Annotated in this window: 12 protein-coding genes; 9 read left to right on the top strand and 3 right to left on the bottom strand. The window is 66.9% G+C overall.

From position 1 onward, the window contains the following. Positions 1 to 1793: 1793 nt before the first annotated feature. Entirely contained in the window at positions 1794 to 2885 is a 1092-nt protein-coding gene (locus WME96_RS44735) for a hypothetical protein (RefSeq protein ID WP_437287649.1), read from the bottom strand. 214 nt (positions 2886 to 3099) lie between these two features. Here WME96_RS44735 and WME96_RS44730 point away from each other — a divergent pair, with 214 nt between their 5' ends. The 5 genes from WME96_RS44730 to WME96_RS44710 all read left to right on the top strand — a co-directional run bounded on the left by WME96_RS44730 (position 3100) and on the right by WME96_RS44710 (position 9294). After that, a complete protein-coding gene (locus WME96_RS44730) occupies positions 3100 to 4200 on the top strand; it encodes an RNA polymerase sigma factor (RefSeq protein ID WP_437287648.1) in 1101 nt (366 codons plus the stop codon). A 203-nt stretch (positions 4201 to 4403) separates the two neighbouring features. Beyond that, complete coding sequence (locus WME96_RS44725) at positions 4404 to 4877, top strand: RNA polymerase sigma factor (RefSeq protein WP_437287647.1); 474 nt, start codon at positions 4404 to 4406, stop codon at positions 4875 to 4877. After that, the gene (locus tag WME96_RS44720; RefSeq protein WP_437287646.1) at positions 4843 to 5346 is read left to right on the top strand and encodes a hypothetical protein; all 504 of its coding nucleotides are present in this window, start codon (positions 4843 to 4845) and stop codon (positions 5344 to 5346) included. The genes WME96_RS44725 and WME96_RS44720 overlap by 35 nt, the downstream gene beginning before the upstream one ends. A gap of 348 nt (positions 5347 to 5694) precedes the next feature. Further along, positions 5695 to 7329: a reverse transcriptase domain-containing protein gene (locus WME96_RS44715; protein ID WP_437287645.1), complete on the top strand. Its 1635-nt coding sequence runs from the start codon at positions 5695 to 5697 to the stop codon at positions 7327 to 7329. Positions 7330 to 8061: 732 nt separating this feature from the next. Beyond that, positions 8062 to 9294, top strand: coding sequence for a putative sensor domain DACNV-containing protein (locus WME96_RS44710; RefSeq protein WP_437287644.1), 1233 nt, complete (start codon positions 8062 to 8064; stop codon positions 9292 to 9294). Positions 9295 to 9876: 582 nt separating this feature from the next. Here WME96_RS44710 and WME96_RS44705 read toward each other — a convergent pair. After that, positions 9877 to 10050, bottom strand: coding sequence for a hypothetical protein (locus WME96_RS44705; RefSeq protein WP_155797972.1), 174 nt, complete (start codon positions 10048 to 10050; stop codon positions 9877 to 9879). Positions 10051 to 10188: 138 nt separating this feature from the next. On the opposite strand from WME96_RS44705, the gene WME96_RS44700 reads away from it, so the two are divergent. Then, the gene (locus WME96_RS44700; protein WP_437287643.1) at positions 10189 to 10515 is read left to right on the top strand and encodes a hypothetical protein; all 327 of its coding nucleotides are present in this window, start codon (positions 10189 to 10191) and stop codon (positions 10513 to 10515) included. Here WME96_RS44700 and WME96_RS44695 read toward each other — a convergent pair. Beyond that, positions 10502 to 11620, bottom strand: coding sequence for a 2-isopropylmalate synthase (locus tag WME96_RS44695; protein WP_437287642.1), 1119 nt, complete (start codon positions 11618 to 11620; stop codon positions 10502 to 10504). The genes WME96_RS44700 and WME96_RS44695 overlap by 14 nt on opposite strands. Positions 11621 to 12047: 427 nt before the next feature. On the opposite strand from WME96_RS44695, the gene WME96_RS44690 reads away from it, so the two are divergent. Genes WME96_RS44690 through cysW form a run of 3 tightly spaced genes read left to right on the top strand, consistent with a single transcriptional unit; the run spans position 12048 to position 14980 of the window. After that, positions 12048 to 13112, top strand: a complete 1065-nt coding sequence (locus WME96_RS44690; protein ID WP_437287641.1) for a sulfate ABC transporter substrate-binding protein — start codon at positions 12048 to 12050, stop codon at positions 13110 to 13112. Continuing rightward, complete coding sequence (locus WME96_RS44685) at positions 13112 to 14035, top strand: ABC transporter permease (RefSeq protein WP_437287640.1); 924 nt, start codon at positions 13112 to 13114, stop codon at positions 14033 to 14035. Before WME96_RS44690 ends, WME96_RS44685 begins: the two co-directional genes overlap by 1 nt. A gap of 42 nt (positions 14036 to 14077) precedes the next feature. Continuing rightward, positions 14078 to 14980, top strand: a complete 903-nt coding sequence (cysW, locus tag WME96_RS44680) for a sulfate ABC transporter permease subunit CysW (protein ID WP_437287639.1) — start codon at positions 14078 to 14080, stop codon at positions 14978 to 14980. The last annotated feature ends 161 nt before the right edge of the window (positions 14981 to 15141 follow it).

The raw sequence follows: 15141 nt of genomic DNA, 5'->3' as shown, positions 1-15141 counted from the left end.
TGGGTCTGCGCCGCATCCCGTCGCCGCAATTCCGAACAACCAGGAGGCTAGGAGCCGCAGAGGCAATTTCTCGGACGCGCGATGCCATCGGTTATGCCTCGACGCTGTGCCCATCATCGTCTCTCCTCGTATCGTTGCGGCTTATTCCAGCGCACCGGAGTTTAGGTCATTCGGATCCTCGGCTACAAAGGGCAGAAACTCGGCCGCCACGCCGTCATCTCCCGCGCTCTTGCTGGCATCTGGGTCGCCTCCAGGTCCGCCTCTGCCCGCAGTTCCGAGCACAAACGTCGCCTCGACGTCATCCCGCGTCACCTCTACGGAGCCCAGGTACGCGATGCCGACTGAGTGACCGCCGAGCCCGCCGCCTCCGCCACCACCGGGCCCCCCATTGCCACCATCACCTCCGCGGCACCCAGGAAGCGTTCCGGCCACCGCTCTCCCGCCATCACCACCAGGAGCTCCGCTGCCCCCTGACAAGCCCGCACCACCTGCGCCCCCCCGACCGCCGCGGCCCGTCTCGATCGTCGACCCGCGGACCCTGACCCTGGCCCCCCTGGTGGCGATGCCGATGCTCGCTCCCCCGGCGAAGCCTCCTTTCCCCGGCTTGCCACCGCAACCGCCCGAGCCACCTGAGCCACCAAATGCCCCGCCAGCGGGGCCTGCACCACAGGCGTCCGGACCCCCGCGCGAGCCGCCGCCACCGCCGCCCCCCTGACCAGGGCGCCCAAACTGCCCATCCTTGCCCTTTCCTAGCGTACGACCCCACACGACGACGCCAGGACCCCTCGCTCCTTGGCCCTGTACCCCGACGGCGCCGTCCAGGCCGCGCTGGCCATCGCTGCACACCATGCTTCCCTGCTGGCCGACGCCTCCGGCACCGGCGCCCGTCGGGTTCGCATCCGGGAGAGGCTCTCCGTTCCCACCTCCGGTGCCGCGATCCGCCAGCCCGAGGCCCCCCTCGCCGCTGACCGAGTTCCCGTCGTCGCACTCGGTCGTAGCGGCCGACGTCCCCGCCGTGGCGTCCACCGTGCACGCATCGGCGCCTGGGTGTCCTGGCGCTCCGTCGGCTGCTGCCGCGCCCTCAGCCGCAACTCCAGGCTCACCGTCCGCTCCGTCCCCCGCGACGATGCGGCTGTCGATCACGTCGATCTCACTGCCCTTACGGAGATATATCGGTATCGAACTGCCGCCCGGCTTCCCGCCCCGTCCCGTGATGATTTCGCTCGCCACAAGCCTGAGTTGGACCCCTTCGAGCGTATCTATGCCGACGGATCCTCTCTGTACTCGATTCACATCATTCCCGTCTGGCGCCACGATCCGCAGGTTCGCGAACGTGAGACCTTGCCCTCCGAACGACACTACTTGTGGAACTGGCCCCTCTGGCGCAACAACGGTCTTCGAGCTGGCACCGAGATGCCGCCATCCGTTCGTACAGTCAAATCCTCCCCAGATGCTCGTACCGTAGAAGCCAAGCGTCTCGTCGAAAGTTTCTGCGCACGCGTAGACGCGGTGGCTGCCTATGTCGGCGAGCTCGAGGGCCTTCGAGAGCGTCTTCACCGGCTCGGCGCGGCTACCGGGGTTCGCGTCGTCGCCGAGGCTTGCGCTGACAAAGATGCCGCATCCGTCCTCGGGTGGTCTCACCGTGGGATCGTCGTCACAGACGGGTACCGTAGGGCCGGGAGAGCACCCGCACATGACCGCTGCCATTCCGCATCCGAGCGCGATGGACGCCAAGGCAGCTATCCAGCGCCGGCCATTCGATGAAGACTCCATGCCTACGAGCTCCACGTTCGTCACCATGCACCGACCATCATCAGCCCCGCGCTCCGCGCGCCCGCCGTGGGCACGACACGCAACCCATCGCTGTGCGACGAGGTTCGGCCCGCGATCAGGGATACGAGCGTCAGCGCACCGAGCGCACCGCCGGTCGCAAGGCTCACCCATCCGACTTGCCTCAAGAGATCCCGCTGCTCCTGGAGCTCGCGCAGCTCCGAGCACGCGCGCGGAGCATTCGGCCGTACACATCGGTCCGCATTCTTGTCTGCGCCACGCAGCGCGGTAGCTTGATCGTGGAGATCGTCCTCGGTGTAGGCACTCCACAGCAGGAACCCGCCGCCGGCCACCATGGTCGCTCCCGCCATGATCGCGCCGGCGACGCGTAGCTGCGACGCAGCGGAGGACGGTGCCACGGACCAGGCCTGTGCTCCTCGCGCGGAACGCTTCGCCTCCGGAGCCCCGGTCGCCGTGTCCTTCGAGATGGCTGCCTGCGGCGCGGCACGCGGCACCTGCATCGAGATGGTGGTCGCCTTGCCCGCCTGCGCATCGAATAATTGGAACGCTTCCTCGTGGCCCGCCAACCGGGCTCGTACCATGTGCTGCCCAGGGTCCAGGAAAAGGCGGTAGGTGCGCGCGGGCGGACTGATGGGCTTCCCGTCGATGAGCACCTCTGCATCGGGCGGGTCAATGGAGAGGTAGAGTGTTCCGACGTGCGGCGCTGCCTTGTGCTTCCCGGCCTCGAACCGTAGCTGTAGCTCGAGAGGGAGCGCGTCGCGTTGCTCGAGACTCCAGGCCAGATGCTCGGCGGCATCACGGTACTTGCGTAGCTCGAGGTCACACAGACCGAGCTCTCCGGCGAGCTCCGTGCGCAGCGTCTCCGTGCTCGACGCGGGGTCTGCTGCCTCGAAGGCTGCTCTGTAAGCCGCGTGAGCTTCCGCCCATCGCCCTGCGTCGCGAGCTCGTCGCGCACGGCGAACATGATCGTTCACCGTCGCTGCGTCGCTCCCGTCGAGCTTCGAATAGATGTCCTCCGCGCTGGCCGAGCTCGTATAGCCAGTTGCGGCGCCGAGCATCAGGCAGAGCAGCAATGAAGGCGCAGCGAGTCGCATGGCGGCAACGTACTTACGCCCGGCGCACGGCGTCAACTGTGGCAAATTCGTCGATAGAGGACCTCTTCAGCGGAAAAGATCAGCTCTGAGACACAATGGACTGGTTGACTCTCCGGGTGAGGACGCCACACGGACTTGACCCACATTGAGCCACATTCACTTACCAAAGTTGCCGCTACGTGCATTTTCCTGAACCCTTCCGGTCGGCTCAGGGGTGCTACCGACTGTGGGCAGGCCAGCAAGAACCACCCCCCGCTTCGAGCTCTTCCGGCGCCTCGCCACGCGCCTCGGTGTCCCCGGGCGAAACGCCGAGGATGTCGCGCAGGACGCGCTTCTGCGAGCATGGGAGGCGCGGGGGCGGATCGAGCCGGGCGGGGATCCCGCGCCGTACTCGGTCACGGTCGCCCTGAACCAGGCGCGGACGCACACCCGGAACGCGCGCCGTCGGGGCGAGGTCCTCACCTCGTTCGACGATCGCGAGTTGCAAGACGAGTGTCCCAGCCCGGAGGACCTGATCCGGACACGGCAGCGGGAAGCGCTCACCCGGTACCTGATCGGCCAGCTCGATCCCAAGTACCGCGACCTCCTGATCAAGCACGATCTCGAGGAGCAGCCGCTCGCCGAGATCGCCGCCGAGCTGGGCCTCAAGCTGGATACCGTGAGGACCCAGCACCGCCGGGCTCGCGAGCACCTGGAGGCGGCGAAGCGGCGCTGGGTGGCCCAGCAGCGGTCGCGCGGGTGGGACGAGGAGGCCTGCGTCCCGGTGGGGCTCGGCCTCTACCGCCGCGCGTGGTGCACCGCCACACTGCGCAAGCTGGGCGCGAGAGTCCTCGTGCAGGTGGCGTTCGTCGCGCTCACCGGCGCCGTCGTTGGGGCGCTTCCTCCCTCGTCGGGCACCGAGGCGCGGTTCCGGCCGTCGACGGTACACGGGCCTGCCGCCGCGCCCTTAACGCTCGGCACGGCGCCGCCCGGCGAGCAACGCGAGGTGCTGCCCGCGGTCGCCACAAAGGCGGCCTTGGTGCAGGGCATCACGCCGCCCGAAGAGGAACGGGCCGCGCATCCGGGGATCGCGAGGAACGGCAAGGCTCCTTGGTCCGCCGCGACGACCCTTGGAGCGTCGTCTCGGGGCGGAGCAGCACGCCCGACCGCCAGCGAGCGCGAGAAGAACCTGATCCTCCAGGCGCGCAGGGCCATCGAGGCCCGCAATGCCGGGGCCGACGTCGAGGCGCGACGCCTACTCGATATGCACGCGATGGAGTTCCCGCGAGGTCAGCTCGCCGCGGAGCGTGAGGCGCTGCTGATGCAAGTTCGCTGAATCGGCGCTCTGTCCAGCAACACGTAGGCAACAGCAAGCCGGCGGTGTCCCTGCGCGACGACAGGCCGAGATCCGCCCTGGTCCGGCACAGGAAAATGAGCACGTCCAGGAGACGCAAGGAGGTCACGGCGGAGCATGGGCGCACGCCGCGTCGAATCGAGCACGTAGAGTATCCGGCAGAGCGCGTGCCAGTCGAGGCCATCATGCGGCACTCGGGGATCATCCAGGCGGTGTTGCGTCAGTTCGCCGTGCCCGCTCGGGACCGGCCGGATGTCATGCAGGAGATCTTCCTGTCCGCCTGGCGCAGCGTGAAAGCTGCAGGCTTTCGGCCCTCCCCGGACATCCCGCTGAAGAAGGCCATGCAGCGCTGGCTTTTCGCTGTTACCTGGCACCACATCTTCCACTACCGGGAGCGCGTGTACAGGTGGTACAAGGAAGGTGCGCCGTACACGACGCCTAGGACCGAGTGCCACGCGCAGTCACCCTTCCGGCAGGTGGAAGCTCGGCTGGCACTTCGCCGCCTGGAGCGGCTCAGGCCCGAGCTGCGTGCCGTGCTCGCGGGCACCGCCCTGGGCTACACCGCTGAAGAGATCGCGGCAGAGCTTGGCGCTTCTCCAAGCACAACGAGCAAGAGGATGCATCGTGGGCGAAAGAAGTTGCGGAAGGTGCTCTGCTGAGCGAGACGCTGGCGCCGCTCACCGTCGCCGCGCGCCCTCGACCTGGTCGAGCAAGGATGCTTGCTGGATCTACATCCTGTTCTTCGGCGTCCGCCGCATCTTCGCTGCGGGCGTCGAACTGCCGGAGCGCCCCGCACTCAAATTCGTCGGGGCGCTGGCCACCGACAACCCGGCCGAGAACCGGACCGACGTCTTCGCCCCCGGTACCTGGCTCATCAGCCCCGTCGTGACGACCACCTACACGGCCCGGCCGGGCGAGTTCGTTCGGGTCAATGCGCATGGCCCGGTGACAATCCGGCTCCCGCCGGCCGCGGGCAACGTCGGCGCCAGTGTCGTGGTCAAGGAGGTCGCGGGCGAGGAGGAGGCGATCGAGGTCCTCGCGAGCACCGGTCAGCAGCTCGCACGGGACGGGTACCCCCACGTCACCATCCGCCTGGTGAGCGACGGCGCGACGTCGATCGTGATCTGACGGGCGGCGCGGTCGGGCAGGAAGAGGAACCCGAGCCGGACCAACGCAGGATCCAAGCACCCGACATTATCCCACCACGCCTCCGACTCGACTCGGCATCCAGATTCCGACATCGCTGCGACGTGCTGCTGCGCTCACGCAAGGGAAGCGCAAGAACGTGTAGACGTGCGCCCCGTCGATCTGTTATTCAACACGGAGCCCTCAAGGAGGGTAGGCAGACTGGGAGACCTGTTGGTGGTGCGACGAGACTGTCAGGTTGAGTCGCTGGTGAGTCACACTTTATTTCCTGGAATGCCGGCGTAGGCGAAGTGGGTTCCATCCCACGGCGCCTACGTGTATCTTCACGTCATGGCCGCCTTGCATGACGACATACGATCAGAAGCCGCCAAGTTGATCGAGCGGTACGAAAGCTACGCTCGACAACTCGCCGATGAGCGGAAGAGACGAGAGCGGCGCACTACCGCAGTTGTTCAGCCGCTCCATCCGACACGCCCCAAATATTGGAGCATAGCCCAGGGCTTCGACCCATATCTTGTAAGGGCTCGCTGCGAACGGATCGGACATTCAATATCGCGCAGCATCCGGGCTCACACGTATGAGCCATTCAACGCGATTACACATCGGGTGCCAAAGGCTGGCGGAGGACTCCGCGCCGTTTCTGTATTTCAGATTGCCGACAACGCAGTATCTCGTCGGATATTTTTATCTCTCATAAGCAAAAACCGCTCAAAGATGAGCGCGCAAACCTACGCATACCGCAGAGACATATCCGCCCATGACGCAATCCGATTCGTGGCCGGAGATCTACGCGACCAATCACGAATATTTATCGCCGAATATGATTTCTCAAAATACTTCGACAACATAAGTCACGAACACATCTGGAAAACGCTCCACGACCGCCAGTTTCTATTCACATACACAGAAAAGAGGATAATCGAGCGCTTTTTGCAGACGCCAACCAGGGAGCCAAACGACTACGTACCGCGAGGCGGCACACATCGACAACGTGGTGTCCCACAGGGCACATCCATATCGCTCTTTCTGGCAAACATCGCCGCATGGGATCTTGACCGTGCGCTCGAAAGGCTCGGAGTCAGTTTCGTTCGCTACGCAGACGACACCCTTATTTGGAGCCCAGACTACTCGCAAATATGTAGAGCAGTCGAGACGCTCCACGACATGTCTGAACTTATCGGTGCCCCTATAAATATCGAAAAATCTGGTGGCATACGATTGCTGGCGCGGCACGGCTCCCCATCCGAGATGCCTGCGGCCGACCACGTGGAGTTCTTAGGGCATAGCGTGAGCCTAAATAAGCTATCGATAAAAGACAGCCTGGTCAGAAAGCTCAAAGCGCACGTAAATCGACTTCTTTATTTTAACATCATCCGTGAGGCTCTTCGCGGCACACAGCGCCCCGGTCGGCGCTACGCCGACTACATGACATTTGTTTGGCAGCTCCGCCGATATCTTTATGGTGACATCGGCGAGCAAGACCTGCTTCGGCTACAGCGCGAAAGAATGCCGCCCCGCAGATTTCGCGGTTTCATGTCGTTTTTCCCTCTCGTTGACGACGACGACCAGCTACGAGCAATCGACCGCTGGATCGAGTGTCAAACCAGGTTAGCATTGCGCCGACGCGAAATCTTACTAGGACGACGAGGAACAGTTCCGAGTCCCGGCGCACCCGGTCCCGGCGCACCAAGCGCCAGCACCGCCACCCCCGGCGCACCCGGTCCCGGCGCACCAAGCACCAAGCCGGCCAGCCCCGGCGCACCCGGTCCCGGCGCACCAAGCGCCAGCACCGCCACCCCCGGCGCACCGACTGGTAACAGAGGTTACGACGAGACGGAAGAAACCACAGACGCTCCCTCAGATCTCCAACTTCCCAGCTTGTATCGAATTGGGCAGGTCATCCGACGAGCAGTAAAGCGTTATGGAACCAACCGTGTCACACGACGCGCGTTCTATGATGATTGATCTGGTTCACGAGCTCAACCACTCAAGCGTCTGTCCGACATAGCTCACAGCCTCGACGCAACGGATGTACCGGTCCAGCTCGGCGAAGTCGGAATTCGCCATGACGCACCCCCGCGCCGCCGCGGGACGCGGAGACCTCCAGACCGTCTAATCGGGCAGCCGCGTTGGCCGGACCCGGAACCGTATGGCCGAGTAGCAGCTTGCCTCGACGCAACCGGAGACGCACCAGCGACGACAGGGGAGCACTCTCGACCACGCATCCTCCCACGTACGTCCATTCCGTAATTCACGAGCTGCCCCTCGGCTCTCGCTCGACCTCTAGCCCGTCGGCGGGGACCTCAGCGGCGCGCAGTGGCTGCTCTGCGACTGCTACCTCTGCGAGGCCAGCGCGGGCGAGGCAGGGGTCTGACGAGTTGTCGCATCTCCGGATCGCGGCACTGGTGCCACGCTCAGATCATGCGCAAGCGCTGCGCGAAGCGCCGTCTCACCGCGGCGGTGCCATCCAGTTCATCATGGCGAGCATCACAAGGACGCACGCGTGCCTCGTGCCATTTTACAGAATATCGACGTGACAGTCCATGCACCTCGCGGCTAGAGCGCGCCGCCCTTCCTCTGGAAGCACGGTGCTGACGGCCATCGTCATGCGGGTCCTTCATGCGGCACGCACAGAGGACCATGACTGCGCAACACATAAAGTAGGCCCCACGCAATCGCTGTGGTAACATAAGCCTCATGGCACTCAAAACCATTCCCGACGTCGTTGACACATTCATCCGCGAGCACAACAAGGAACATCTCATAGTCCAAGAGTTGCTCCGCGGGCGTAGCATCACTCCTAGCACACCTACACCGATTCCATCCCGCGCCATTCTCATTGAGCTCGCGGATGTCATGTTTGTCGCCTCCATCTCAACAGAGGAAGGTCGCCTTAGCCCGGCCGGCATTGTGTATGCCAACGATCTCGGGCCGTTTGAAGCTGAGCGGCCCGCATGGGACTTCATACGCTTCGCGTCGCCGTTGATGTTCAATGACGAAAATGTCGTCAAATTAGCTTCAGCCTGTGCCTATCCCCGCTCCTTCCTGGCCGTGATTCCGGCCGAAACAGCGCTATTGATCGCAGGCATCACAACCCCTCACAGCCGCCACTTCCTCGACGGAGATCGGCTCATACGCATCATTGCCTCACGACCAGGCGTTCTTGCGATCTGCGTGGGCGAGCGGGATATAGTTCGCTATGAACGCGGAATCCTGCAGCCCCGAACACCGAAGAGTTGTCCACATGTAGACAGCATCGAACGCACCATCCTTGGCGATTATGCCACAATTCTACCCGATGCGGTTTTTGACAATTTGATGCGTATCGTCAAAGGTATGGTCGAACTGGCCCACGGCGGCCTCCTTGCCATACTTGGGCCAGATGAAAGCCTGGAGCACCTGCTCGGCAAAGACCAAGCACTACTCGGAAAGAAGTCTAAGCGAATCGCCCCACCCGTGGACTTGGGCTCAGCGATCTTCAGCATGTACGAGGCGCACCTAGTCGATAATTCAAACGACCAGAAGAGGTTCTGGCTAGTTGGAGATGAGCTTAGAGAGAGGACACCGACGGCTCAGGAGGCGCGCGATGCCTACGATGCACAGAAGGCAACAGAGCGAGTCGATCGCATGATCGATCAGATTATTCGGCTAACCACAGTTGACGGCGCAGTGGTCATGAGCCATAAGCTCGAAGTACTAGCATTCGGTGCAAAGCTCCCCCCGCCGAGAGAAGGGCCCGCACCGGTTTTTACCATGAGCCATGATCAGGAACAGGCAGCGTGGCCGCTGGAGACGCGAGGTACTCGCCACTACGCCGCGGCGGCTTTCGTGGCTCAGTACCCGGAACGGCTCTCCGTCGTCGTCTCCCAAGACGGCCATGCTGCCGCGTTCAAAGCGACAAGCAGCGATATACGGCATTTCCCTTTATAGGACCACATTCGCGCGCAACGACACTGACACAAATCTCCCCGGTGAGCGTGAAGGCACGGGGCTCCACGAGAGGGATGGAGAGGGCACGAGAGGAGTCGAGCCCTCGGTTGCCTCTGACACCGCTCCGACACGTTCGACGCGGCATCGGCCGTATCTATCGCGCACGCGCCCCGCAGATTCAGCTCCAGGTTCGATGCCCGGCACCTCCACCATGAAGACACGGCCAGAGCCGTGTCTCTTGCCTTTGGGTGACCTGCATGTGACCTGCTGCCTCATACGCGGGCGCCGAGGGCAATGCCGAAGCGTCACGGAATTGCCTGGCCGACCAGAGAGCGCGGGTTAGCACCCACGATCGCCAGACCGATGTAGGCCTTGATCCCCTTGGGATTCGCGCAAATGTACCCGACTGTGTCGTTCTGCCCCCACCCCCCGCGACGTACACCCTCTCTCGGGGCCGACCGACCTCGACGATCATCGAAGCTCGAGACGATCATCGAAGCTCGAGGGGGCGTCTGATGCCGAGGGTCGATCGGCCATGAGGCCCACCGAACTCAGCGCGCTATCTGGCAGTTGCAGCTCGCCTCAGACCCCGCGCGGGAAATCCCCCTGCGGCGGGATCCGCGGGTCCTGCGTCGGATCCGGCGACGGCGGCTCCGGCTGCTCCGGCCCCGGATCCCCCGGGTTCGGCGGCAGCGGGACCTCCTCCTCACCTCCGGGGACGTCCGTCTTCGCGAGCTCATGCATGCGGCTGTTCATGGCGACCTCTCTCCGTTCTCTCTCTGCTGGTCTCTGTCGGTTTCTTCCGCGCCCTGACTGCAATTTTCAAGCCACACCGCACACCTCGCCGCCCGCTTGACGCCCCGCCCCCGCATCCGTGATCTCCGACGGGCGCCCGTGCTCTCGATCCGCCACGACCCCTTCCCGCTCGAGGCCGCCCGCGACCTGCTCGGCATCGTGCGCGCGCTGTACGTCGCTGCGCGCGCCCGCGGGGCCAGCGTGGCAGATCTCCACGCCATCGCGGCGGTGGGCGACGATCTGCGGCAGGCGATCGCCCTCGCGGAGGCCCACCCGCCCGGCACGCTCGGGTTCTCGTCGGCGTGGACGCGGGCCGAGCGCGCGGCGGGGCGCGTCGGAGAGCTCGCGGACGCGCTCGCGCCCGCCGCGCCGATCGTCCGCGCCGCCCTGGCGCGGGTCGGCGGCGGCAACGTCACGTCCGGGTGAGCGCCGTCCGGGTGAGCGCCCCGGCCTCGGCGCGCGGCGTGAGCGCCCCGGCCCCGGCGATCGGATGGTCCTTCGGGATCGGCCAGGAGAGCGCGCGCGACGCGACCGCGCAGTAGGCAGCGAGGCGCTCGCGCGGCACCGCGGCACGGGAGCCGAGGCGACCGAGGTTGTCGATCAGCAGCTCCAGGCAGCTGTTGCCCACCCGCTCGCCGACGCCGAGCGCCGTGGCGTGGACCCGCTCGACGCCGCAGGCCACCGCCCAGAGCGCCGCGGCGAGGCCGAGGCCGCGGTCGTTGTGGCCGTGCCAGTCGAGCTCTAGCCGGGGCGCGCCGAGGGCGGCGAGCTCGCGCCGGGCGAACGCGATGAGCGACGCGACGCCCGGCGGGGTGACGTGGCCGGTCGTGTCGCAGAGGCAGATGCGCGCGGCGCCGGCGTCCACGGCGGCGCGGAAGAGCGTGCGGAGCATGTCGGGCGGCGAGCGGGTCGCGTCCTCGGCGACGAGGCAGAAGGGCAGGCCGGCCGCGGCGGCGGCGCGCGCGGCGTCCTCGACGCTGCGGACCAGGAAATCAGGGCCCCACCCCTCGACGAAATGCCGGATCGGGGAGCTGCCGATGAACGTGTAGACAACGATCGGCGCGCCCGCGCGGTCGGCCACGCGCGCGACCTCCTCGACGTCGGCGGCGATCGTGCGCGCGGCGGCGGTCAGGGCGAGCGGGAGCCTCGAGGCGACGATCTCCCGGACGAGCAGGCACGCGTCCTCGAACTGCCGCGGGCCGGCCGCCGGGAGGCCGAGGTTCACGGCGTCGACGCCGATGCCCGCCATCGCGTGGACCAGCTCGACCCGCTGCGCGGGCGACGGGTTCACCGTGGAGACGCCCTGGATGCCGTCGCGCAGCGTCTCGTCGAGCACCTCGACCGGCCGGGCCGCCCGGCCGAGCGGCAGCCACGCGTCGTCCTCGGCGCGCACGGCCGCCCAGCCCTCGGCGAGCAGGCGCCCGAGGGGCGGCGGGCGCTCGGCGGGCGGGGGCGCGGGCGCGGAGGCGGCGCGGTTCCAGTCGAAGGGGGCCGCGGTGCTGGCATCCCGGCCGTCGCTCATGCGCTGCATGTCAGGGGGGTACTCTCGGCAGGGCGCATGCCCGGCGCGCCGCGTCGAACCGGCGCGGAGCAGAGGGTACTGCATGTCGGCGCCCGGAGCAGGTCCCGATCTACCGGCGCGGCGCGGCGGCGACCAGCAGGCCCGACGCTGTCATCGACCTCACGCCCCGCGCACGCCCCGGGACCGGACCGCTCTCCGCGCGGAGAGCGGCGATGTGAACGTCGGATGCCGCATGGCGAGCGGCAGCGTACAACGCGCACGAGCAGCAACCGGCCGCTCCCGCACGCCCGCCGCTCGGGAGCTTCGATGATGGCCTGCGCTCGGTGATCATCGCACCGCTGCACCGCCGCACCGCCGGCGCACGCGCGGGAGCTCTCCTCGCGACAAGGGCGCTGCCCGGCGGTAGAGTGGCCGCCTTTCCCCCGGAGATGTCACGATGAAGACCACCGCGCTCCGTTCCGCGCTCGCGCTGGGCGCCCTGCTCCTGACCGCCCTCGGGTGCGAGGAGAAGAAACCGACCGCCGCGCCCGAGGGGAGCGCGCAAGGCCAGGTCGCGAAGCTCTCGGTCGCCTCCTATGACCCCACCCGCGAGCTCTACCAGGAGCTCAACCCGGCGTTCGAGCGGTGGTACAAGCAGACGACGGGCAAGGACGTCGACGTGGAGACCGACCACGGCCCGTCGGGCAAGCAGGCGCGCGACATCGCGGCCGGCAAGGAGACCGACGTCGCCGCCCTGTCGGTCGACTTCGACATCGACACCATCGCCAAGGCAGGCCTGCTCCCGACGACCTGGCGTGAGCGCCTGCCGAACGGCTCGGTGCCGTACACGTCGGCCGTCATCTTCCTCGTCCGCAAGGGCAATCCAAAGCAGGTGAAGGCCTGGGAAGACCTCGCGCGGCCCGAGGTCGTGTCGCTCTGCCCGGATCCGAAGACCGGCGGCGGGGCGCGCTGGATCTACCTCTCGACGTGGGCGCACGCGGCCCGCAAGGCGAAGGCCGAGGGACGGACGGAAGCGGAGGCCGACGCGGCGGCGCGGGAGTTCACCGCGAAGGTGTATGACGACGCCATCCTCGATCCGGCCATGCGCGGCTCGTCGACCCGCTTCATCGTGCAGCGCACGGGAGACGTCCTCTTCGGCTGGGAGAACGAGATCCTCCAGATCGCCGCCGACCCGGCGACGGCCGACCAGTTCGAGGTCGTCGTGCCCTCGGACTCGATCACAATCGAGGTCCCCCTCGCTGTCGTCGACAAGGTCGCCGAGCGACACGGGGTCAAGGAGATCGCCGAGGCGTACGTGAAGTTCCACTTCTCGGACGAGGGCCAGGAGCTCATCGCGAAGCGCTTCAACCGCCCGTACAGCGAGGCGATCGCGAAGAAGCACGCCGATCGGCTCAAGCCGCTGACGCTGTTCCGGTTCAAGGACCATTTCACCGACTGGCCGACCGTGATGAGCGTCCATTTCGGCCAGGGAGCCGAGCTCGACAAGATGCGGAAGAAGTGATGTCGCGCGGCGCGCGCGTGCTCCCCGGGTTCTCGCTCTCCCTCGGCGTCACGGTGCTCTACCTGAGCCTCGTGGTCCTCTTGCCGCTCTCCGCGCTGTTCCTCAGGACAGCAGAGCTCGGCTGGGGGCGGTTCTATCAGGTCATCACGAGCAGCTGGGTCGCCGCGGCCGTCCGGTTCACCCTCGGCGCCTCCATCCTCGCTGCGCTCCTCAACGTGGCCGTCGGCCTGCTCATCGCGTGGGTGCTCGGCCGCCACACCTTCCCGTTCTCCCGCGTGATCGACGCGGTGATCGACCTGCCCTTCGCGCTCCCCACGGCCGTGGCGGGCATCGCGCTCTCCACGCTCTACGCCGAGACCGGGTTGCTCGGCGGGGCGCTCTCCAGCGTGGGTTTCCGGTACCCGTGGCCCGCGTGGCGCGGGTTCGCGGACGAAGGGTGGTGGCGCGGGTGGCCGATCGAGTGGACGGTGCACGACAGGATCTCGCTGGCGCCGCTCGGCGTGGTGATCGCGATGGCCTTCGTCGGGCTGCCGTTCGTGGTGCGCACGGTGCAGCCGGTGATCGAGGATCTGAGCCGGGACGTCGAGGAGTCGGCGGCCACGCTCGGCGCCAGCCGACTCCAGATCTTCCGCGCCGTCGTGCTGCCCGAGCTCGCGCCGGCGCTGCTCACGGGGTTCGCGCTGGCGCTCGCGCGCGGCCTGGGCGAGTACGGATCGGTGATCTTCATCTCGGGCAATCGCCCCGACACCGAGATCGCGTCCCAGGTGATCATCAAGATGATCGAGGTGAACGAGACAGGCACCTACGCCGACGCCACCGCGGTCGCGGTGCTGCTCCTCGGGGCGTCGTTCGCGCTCCTCCTCGCGATCAACCTGCTCCAGCGCTCCGCCGCGCGCGCCCACGCGGGCAGGGCGGCCGGGTGATCACCCGATGATCGCCCGCGGCTCGAGGACCTGAGGCGCGAGATGCTCGACGCGCGCTCGCGACCCGACAGGGCGGACACGGCCGGCGGCCGGGGCGTCCGGCGGCTCATGATCAGCCTCTGCGTGCTGCTCGTCGGCGTGTTCCTCGTGCTGCCGCTCGGGGTGGTGTTCTGGCACGCCCTCGGCGAGGGCCTGCGCGCGTACGGACAGGCGGTCTTCGATCGCGCGACCTTCCGCGCCGTGCAGCTCACGCTCCTCACCACGGCCATCGCGGTGCCGCTCAACACGCTGTTCGGCGTGGCGGCGGCCTGGGCGATCGCCAAGTTCGAGTTCCGGGGCAGGAGCCTGCTGGTGACGCTCATCGACCTGCCGTTCTCGATCTCGCCCGTGGTGGCCGGCCTGTGCTTCGTGCTGCTCTTCGGCGCGAACGGGTTCTTCGGCGCGTTCGTGAACAGGACCTACGAGGTGAGCCTCGGGTTCACGAGCCTCGAGGTGTCCACGAGGGTCATCTTCGCCCTGCCGGGCATCGTGCTCGCCACCGTGTTCATCACCTTCCCGTTCGTCGCGCGCGAGCTCATCCCGCTGATGCAGGCCCAGGGGACCGAGGACGAGCAGGTCGCCCGCGTCCTCGGCGCGAGCGGGTGGCAGATCTTCTGGCGCGTCACGCTGCCCAACATCCGCTGGGGACTGCTCTACGGGGTGATCCTGTGCACCGCCCGGGCGATGGGGGAGTTCGGCGCCGTGTACGTGGTCTCGGCGGGGTCGTCCGATCAGGTGACGCTGCCGCTCCACGTGGAGCGCGTCTATTACGCCAACATGGTGCGGGTCATGCCCGCGTTCGCCGTCGCGAGCCTCCTCGCCGGCGTGTCGGTGATCACGCTCGCCGTGAAGGCGGCGGTGGAGTGGCGGTTCAAGGGCGAGCTGAAGAAGAAGGACGGCGGGTAGAGGCCACCTTCGCCGGCGCCGAGCTGCCGCCGACCGCTCCACGTCCGCGGGGCGCGACCCCGACGACCACGCCACAGAAGGGACATCGCGGGCGAGCGCGGCGAAGGCGTCGAGCAGGCGCATGGCGCACGCCGGCCGGCTGTGCGATTCCGAGAATGCCG

The organism is Sorangium sp. So ce406 (assembly GCF_051474675.1).
GTDB classification, from domain to species: Bacteria; Myxococcota_A; Polyangia; order Polyangiales; family Polyangiaceae; genus Sorangium; species Sorangium cellulosum_G.
The sequence above is the reverse complement of the archived record's forward strand: the minus strand, read 5'-3'. Positions and strand labels throughout refer to the sequence as shown.

Bases quoted from the DNA above. Each gene is read 5' to 3' on its own strand.
- WME96_RS44735 (WP_437287649.1), bottom strand. From the start codon at position 2,885: ATGCGACTCGCTGCGCCTTCATTGCTGCTCTGCCTGATGCTCGGCGCC.
- WME96_RS44725 (WP_437287647.1), top strand. From the start codon at position 4,404: ATGCGGCACTCGGGGATCATCCAGGCGGTGTTGCGTCAGTTCGCCGTG.
- WME96_RS44715 (WP_437287645.1), top strand. From the start codon at position 5,695: ATGGCCGCCTTGCATGACGACATACGATCAGAAGCCGCCAAGTTGATC.
- WME96_RS44710 (WP_437287644.1), top strand. From the start codon at position 8,062: ATGGCACTCAAAACCATTCCCGACGTCGTTGACACATTCATCCGCGAG.
- WME96_RS44705 (WP_155797972.1), bottom strand. From the start codon at position 10,050: ATGAACAGCCGCATGCATGAGCTCGCGAAGACGGACGTCCCCGGAGGT.
- WME96_RS44695 (WP_437287642.1), bottom strand. From the start codon at position 11,620: ATGCAGCGCATGAGCGACGGCCGGGATGCCAGCACCGCGGCCCCCTTC.
- WME96_RS44690 (WP_437287641.1), top strand. From the start codon at position 12,048: ATGAAGACCACCGCGCTCCGTTCCGCGCTCGCGCTGGGCGCCCTGCTC.
- WME96_RS44685 (WP_437287640.1), top strand. From the start codon at position 13,112: ATGTCGCGCGGCGCGCGCGTGCTCCCCGGGTTCTCGCTCTCCCTCGGC.
- cysW (WP_437287639.1), top strand. From the start codon at position 14,078: ATGCTCGACGCGCGCTCGCGACCCGACAGGGCGGACACGGCCGGCGGC.